Source organism: Streptomyces montanisoli, assembly GCF_017813245.1.
GTDB lineage: Bacteria > Actinomycetota > Actinomycetes > Streptomycetales > Streptomycetaceae > Streptomyces > Streptomyces montanisoli.
In genome coordinates, this window is sequence record NZ_JAGIQL010000283.1 from 1 (window position 1) to 4,448 (window position 4,448).

The window sequence follows — 4,448 nt, forward strand, 5'->3', positions numbered from 1 at the left end:
CCCCCGCTCCCCTTCCTCAAGCGGGAGTCGGCATACGCGACCCATCGGTGACTGCGGTTCAGCCGTGTGCTCCTCCGACCCGGCCCGCGCCCGGCTGCCCGGCCGGGGGGCTCGGACGTCGCCCCGGAAGCACCCGCCGCGCCGGGCGCGGGCGTCGCGCCCGGTGTTGTGCCCGCGCCGCGTGGCGGGGACGCGTACACGCCCGAGGAGGCGCGGGCGCTGGCCTCCTGGGACCGGGACCTCGACGCACTCGCCGGCGAGCTCACGCGGTCCAGGGCCGCCGTGCGCGACGTCGTCGTGCCCGCAGCCCTGTCCGCCTCGCAGCTGATGCGCCTCGCCGCCGACCCCGGCGGCTTCGCGCGGGAGCTGGCGCGGCCCATGCCGCGGCCGCCGCGGCCCGCCGCCCGCAGGGGCACCAGGTTCCACGCCTGGGTCGAGTCGCGGTTCGAGGAGCTGCCGCTCCCGATGCTCGGCCCCGACGAGCTGCCCGGCAGCGACGGCGACGACGGCGACGACCCCGACGGCGGCGATCCCGGCATCGCCGACGAGCGCGACCTCGCGGCGCTCAAGGACGCCTTCGAGCGCACCCCGTACGCCGGGCGCACGCCGTACCGGGTGGAGGCGCCCTTCCAGCTGCTGCTCGCCGGCCGGGTGATCCGCGGCCGGATCGACGCCGTCTACCGGACGCCCGCCGACACAGACGCCCCCCACCCGTATGTGTACGAGATCGTCGACTGGAAGACCGGCAGGGGCCGCGACGCGGACCCCCTGCAGCTCGCCGTGTACCGGCTCGCCTGGGCCGAGGAGCACGGGCTGCCGCTGTCCGCCGTGACGGCCGCTTTCGTGTACGTGCGCAGCGGCGAGACCGTACGCCCCGAGGGCCTCGCGGACCGGGCGGAGCTTGAGCGGATCCTGACCGGGGAGCCCGCGCCCGGAGAACCGCGCGAGAACCTCCGCGGCCGGGCCCGTTAGGCTCGACGCATGAGCGACACCCCGGACAGTGCCGTCCGCACGCACCCCTGACTCGCCTGCCCGCCCGCCGCATCCGAAGCCGCCCGCACCACTCAGGGGGAGTTGGAAGTACCCGTGCCCACCAGCAGCGCCAGCAGTGCAACCAGTGCCAGCAGCGAAAGCAGTGCCATGAACACCGGCGGAGCCGACACCGCCGACCGGCCCATCGGGCTGACCGCGGACAGCGGCATCGACCGCGCCGCGCACCACCGCCTGGACGAGGCCTGGCTCGCCGCCGCCTGGTCCCACCCCACCACCCGCGTCTTCGTCGTCTCCGGCGGCCAGGCACTCGTCGACGACACCCCCGACGGCGGCACGGAACTCGTCATGACGCCGACGTTCGAGGCGCCGCTCACGGAGACGCACCGCTACTTCCTCGGCACGGACGAGCACGGCGTGCGTTACTTCGCGCTCCAGAAGGACACGCTGCCCGGCCGCCTCGACCAGTCCGCGCGTGCCGCGGGCCTGCGGGAGGCCGGCCTGCTCCTGTCGGCGCGCGACGCCGGCCTGATGGCGCACGCGGTCGCGCTGGAGAACTGGCAGCGGCTGCACCGCTTCTGCTCACGGTGCGGCGAGCGCACGGTCATCGCGGCCGCGGGCCACATCCGCCGCTGCCCCGCCTGCGGCGCCGAGCACTACCCGCGCACCGACCCCGCGGTGATCATGCTGGTCACGGACGAGGAGGACCGCGCGCTGCTGGGCCGGCAGGTGCACTGGCCGAAGGGGCGCTTCTCCACACTCGCCGGGTTCGTGGAGCCGGGCGAGTCCATCGAGAAGGCCGTCGCACGCGAGGTGTGGGAGGAGGCCGGCGTCACGATCGGCCACGTCGAGTACGTGGCGAGCCAGCCGTGGCCGTTCCCCTCCAGCCTCATGCTGGGCTTCATTGCGCGCGCCGCGGACGCGCGGATCACCGTGGACGGCGAGGAGATCGAGGAGGCACGCTGGTTCTCCCGCGAGGACCTGCGCACCGCCATCGAGAACGGCGAGATCCTGCCGCCCATGGGCATCTCGATCGCCGCGCGGCTGATCGAGCTCTGGTACGGCAAGCCGATCCCGCAGCCGCTCACGAAGGCCGAGGCCTGACCCGTCCGGAACGCCGCGAGACCGGGGCGGGCCGGGCAGCCCCGGACGGTGACCGTCCGCCTGCCCGGTCCGCCGGCAGACCCGTAGGGGCCGGCGTCAGGCGCCGATCTTCTCCTTGACCTGCGCCAGCGACGGGTTCGTCAGCGTGGAGCCGTCCGCGAAGAGCACGGTCGGTACCGTCTGGTTGCCGCCGTTGGCCTTCTCGACGAACGCGGCGGACGCGGGGTCCTGCTCGATGTTGACCTCGCTGTACGCGATCCCCGCCCGGTCCATCTGGCTCTTGAGCCGGCGGCAGTAGCCGCACCAGGTGGTGCTGTACATCGTGACGTTGCCCGACATGTCCCTCGCGCTCCTTCGTGTGAGTCCCGCCCGGCGCACGCTCCGGCGCGGCGCATCCATGGAACGTACAACCCCCGTCCGCCATTCCCGTAGGGCGCCTCCGCTTGCCCGGCGCCACCCCGCGCCGTCTCCGCCGTATCGGTACGACAATCGCATCCCGCCTGTGGACAGTGGCGCACGTCCGTCACACCCGACCTGGCAGCATGGCGGGGTGACCGCAGCAACGCACTCCTCACCGCTCCCGCCGCGCGACGCCGACGCCGTGCTCGAGGGCCTCGACCCCGAGCAGCGCGCCGTGGCGACGGCGCTGCACGGGCCGGTGTGCGTGCTCGCCGGGGCCGGTACGGGCAAGACCCGCGCCATCACGCACCGCATCGCCTACGGCGTGCGCGCCGGCATCCTGCAGCCCGCCAGCGTCCTCGCCGTCACGTTCACGAACAGGGCGGCGGGGGAGATGCGCGGGCGCCTGCGCCAGCTCGGTGCCTCGGGGGTGCAGGCGCGTACGTTCCACTCGGCGGCCCTGCGCCAGCTCCAGTTCTTCTGGCCGAAGGCCGTCGGCGGGGAGCTGCCCCGCCTCCTCGACCGCAAGGCGCAGCTGGTGGCGGAGGCCGCTGCGCGCTGCCGCGTCCGCCTCGACCGGGGTGAGCTGCGCGAGGTCACGGGCGAGATCGAGTGGGCCAAGGTCACCCAGACCGTACCGGCCGACTATGTGGCCGCGCTCGGCAAGTCGTCCCGCGAGACCGCGCGGGACGCGGCGGAGACGGGCCAGATCTACGCGGCCTACGAGCAGCTCAAGCGCGACAGGTCGGTGATCGACTTCGAGGACGTGCTGCTGCTGACGGTCGCCGTCCTCCAGGACCGGCGCGACATCGCCGAGCAGGTGCGCGGCCAGTACCAGCACTTCGTGGTCGACGAGTACCAGGACGTCAGCCCGCTCCAGCAGCGCCTGCTCGAGCTGTGGCTCGGCGACAGGGAGACGCTCTGCGTCGTCGGTGACGCGAGCCAGACGATCTACTCGTTCACCGGCGCCACCCCCGACCACCTGCTGAACTTCCGCACCCGCCACCCCGGGGCCACGGTGGTCAAGCTCGTGCGGGACTACCGCTCGTCGCCGCAGGTCGTGCACCTCGCCAACGGACTGCTCGGCCAGGCGCGCGGCCGCGCCGCCGACCACCGGCTCGAACTGGTCTCCCAGCGCGGCAAGGGCCCGGAGCCCGTCTACACGGAGTACGGGGACGAGCCGGCCGAGGCGGAGGGCACCGCGCGCCGCGTCCGCGACCTGATCGCGGCGGGTGTGCCCGCAGGGGAGATCGCCGTCCTCTTTCGGATCAACGCGCAGTCGGAGGTGTACGAGCAGGCGCTCGCCGACGCGGGCGTGCCGTACCAGCTGCGGGGCGCCGAGCGGTTCTTCGAGCGCCAGGAGGTGCGGGAGGCGGGTGCCGCGCTGCGCGGCGCCGCGCGCTTCGGGGGCAACGACGCCCTGCTCGACGGCATGGTCGAGCTGCCCTCGCAGGTGCGGGCCGTGCTGTCCACCAAGGGCTGGACGGATCAGCCGCCGGCCGGTTCCGGCGCGGTGCGCGACCGGTGGGAGTCGCTCGCCGCGCTGGTCAGGCTCGCGGAGGACTTCGCAGGGGCGCGCCCGGAAGCCACGCTCGCCGACCTCGTCGCCGAGCTGGACGAGCGCGCCGTCGCACAGCACGCGCCGATGGTGCAGGGCGTCACGCTCGCGTCGCTGCACGCGGCGAAGGGCCTCGAATGGGATGCGGTGTTCCTGGTCGGCCTCGCGGAGGGCACGGTGCCGATCACGTACGCCAAGACGGAGGCGCAGGTCGAGGAGGAGCGCAGGCTGCTGTACGTGGGGGTGACTCGCGCGCGTACGCACCTGTCGCTGTCCTGGTCGCTGTCCCGCTCGCCGGGCGGCCGGCCCACCAGGAAGGCGACGCGGTTCCTGGCCGGCCTGCGCCCGGGCGGCGGCCGCGTGGCGCGGGCGGTCGCGGACGGCGCCGGGGGCTCGG

At 74.3% G+C, this 4,448-nt stretch carries 3 protein-coding genes and 1 pseudogene; 3 read left to right on the forward strand and 1 reads right to left on the reverse strand.

The window, feature by feature from the left end; all coding sequences use genetic code 11:
* Nucleotides 1-81: 81 nt before the first annotated feature.
* A pseudogene (locus JFN87_RS32125) lies at nt 82-972 on the forward strand (PD-(D/E)XK nuclease family protein); the annotation flags it as partial.
* Between the two features lie 168 nt (nt 973-1,140).
* On the forward strand, nt 1,141-2,094 hold the full coding sequence (gene nudC, locus JFN87_RS32130) for an NAD(+) diphosphatase (protein WP_209345893.1): 954 nt from the start codon (nt 1,141-1,143) through the stop codon (nt 2,092-2,094).
* A 96-nt stretch (nt 2,095-2,190) separates the two neighbouring features.
* Here the strand turns inward: nudC and JFN87_RS32135 are convergent, their stop codons facing one another.
* On the reverse strand, nt 2,191-2,433 hold the full coding sequence (locus tag JFN87_RS32135) for a mycoredoxin (protein WP_209345895.1): 243 nt from the start codon (nt 2,431-2,433) through the stop codon (nt 2,191-2,193).
* A 163-nt stretch (nt 2,434-2,596) separates the two neighbouring features.
* Here JFN87_RS32135 and JFN87_RS32140 point away from each other — a divergent pair.
* Nucleotides 2,597-4,448: ATP-dependent helicase (locus JFN87_RS32140; RefSeq protein WP_307865676.1), on the forward strand; the 1,852-nt coding region annotated here is incomplete at its 3' end.

Coding starts and splice junctions, on each gene's coding strand:
- nudC (WP_209345893.1), top strand. CDS start 1,141: ATGAACACCGGCGGAGCCGACACCGCCGACCGGCCCATCGGGCTGACC.
- JFN87_RS32135 (WP_209345895.1), bottom strand. CDS start 2,433: ATGTCGGGCAACGTCACGATGTACAGCACCACCTGGTGCGGCTACTGC.